Source organism: Mesorhizobium sp. YC-39 (genome assembly GCF_025753795.1).
Taxonomy (GTDB): domain Bacteria; phylum Pseudomonadota; class Alphaproteobacteria; order Rhizobiales; family Rhizobiaceae; genus Mesorhizobium.
Genome location: NZ_JAOWPS010000029.1, coordinates 1 through 1,530, shown reverse-complemented (window position 1 = coordinate 1,530; position 1,530 = coordinate 1). Strand labels below are relative to the sequence as shown.

Sequence of the window (1,530 nt, the reverse complement as noted above, 5' to 3'; positions counted from 1 at the left end):
AAAAGGAGAGCAGAATGGAACAGCTTTTTGTTGGCCTGGACGTGTCGAAGGATGAGACTGCGATTTGCGTTCGAACGCAATGCGGGATCATTAAGGCAGCGTTCAAGAAGCCGACCGACCCTGACGTCATATATCGTGCCTTGATCTGTGAACTGCAGCATATCCGGTGCGTCGTTCTGGAGACCGGCCGGATGGCGAACTGGCTTTACAACGAGCTCAGCAAGCGCGGCTTGCCGATGGTCTGCATCGATGCACGTCAGGCACATGCCGTGCTGAGCCAGATGCACAATAAAACCGATGAGAACGATGCCGCCATGCTGGCGGAACTTGCTCGCACGGGATTTTACAAACGCATCGAAGTCAAAAGCCGTGTTGCCCAGGAACGCAGAGCCTTGCTGCGAGCGCGCGAGGTTGCGATCAAATCCCGAATGAATGTGGAGAATACGATCCGAGGGCTGCTGGCCAGCTTCGGCATCCGTCTTCCCAAACATTTGAAGACCTATGAACACAGGGTTCGAAAAGCGCTGGAAGATCAGTCCGATTTGTTAGGGATCATCTTGCCGCTTCTACGCCTGCGGACCGAGGCGTTACGTCAGGCTGCGGTTCTGACAAAGGATATGGCGCGTCAGGCCCGTGCAGACAATGCTTGTCAGCGCTTGATGACCATTCCGGGCATCGGCGCCGTCAGCGCTGTCACTTACGTTGCCACAATCGACACACCGGATCGCTTTACCAGATCAAGGTCGGTCGGAGCATATATTGGGCTGACGTCGAGGCGGTACCAATCGGGCGATATTGATTATGGCGGGCGGATATCCCGGCGAGGAGATCGGATGTTGCGTACGGTCCTTTATGAAGCGGCCAACAGCTTGCTGTGCCGGGTGAAATCCGGGCCTGGTCAGCATCTGAAGAACTGGGCGAAGGCCATAAAGAAGCGCACGAGCCACAAGAAGGCTGTTGTGGCATTGGCGCGGAAGCTTGCCGTGATCATGCACGCCATTTGGAAAGATGGCACGGAGTTTGAACCCAGGGAGGCCTGATCAGAAAGCCGCGCGGCGAGCGCGCTGGCGAGAGTTGCCGTATCGGTCAGAGCGGCAGGCTACCGGATAACCCGATTGATTTACATGCGAGCCAATGCATCGCGAATGAGACCTTTGGGGAGCCGGCGCCTTGGATGCCGAGATGAAGCGCCAAATGGGATGACTTCGAAAAGAACCTTGCAGGTGGCCGATATAAGCGACAAACTCACCGAGCGCTGACGATCAATTAAAGAACCTACATCAAGGTTCGCGGCCAGTGGACGTATCTCTGTCGTGCCCATCGACAATGTCGGTGACACAGTCGAGTTTTGGTTCAGCGAGCAGCGCGACCTGCCGGCGGCGAAGCGCTTCTTCAGAAAGGCGCTGGAGCGTTATGGCCGACCGGATCGCGTCGTCATCGAAGGGAGCCAGACCAACCACGAGGCGATCGTTTCCTGCGGCACCACAAATCGTTTGCAGGATCGCGCCCGGCGGCCGGCTGAAGCTGATC

1 protein-coding gene and 1 pseudogene are annotated in these 1,530 nt (G+C 56.9%); both read left to right on the top strand.

What is annotated here, in order from left to right:
- Positions 1–14 precede the first annotated feature (14 nt).
- Positions 15–1,040 (top strand): IS110 family transposase, encoded by a 1,026-nt coding sequence (locus OHD62_RS35505; protein WP_263792411.1) that lies wholly within the window; start codon positions 15–17, stop codon positions 1,038–1,040.
- Between the two features lie 233 nt (positions 1,041–1,273).
- Positions 1,274–1,530: pseudogene (locus OHD62_RS35500) on the top strand (DDE-type integrase/transposase/recombinase); the annotation flags it as partial.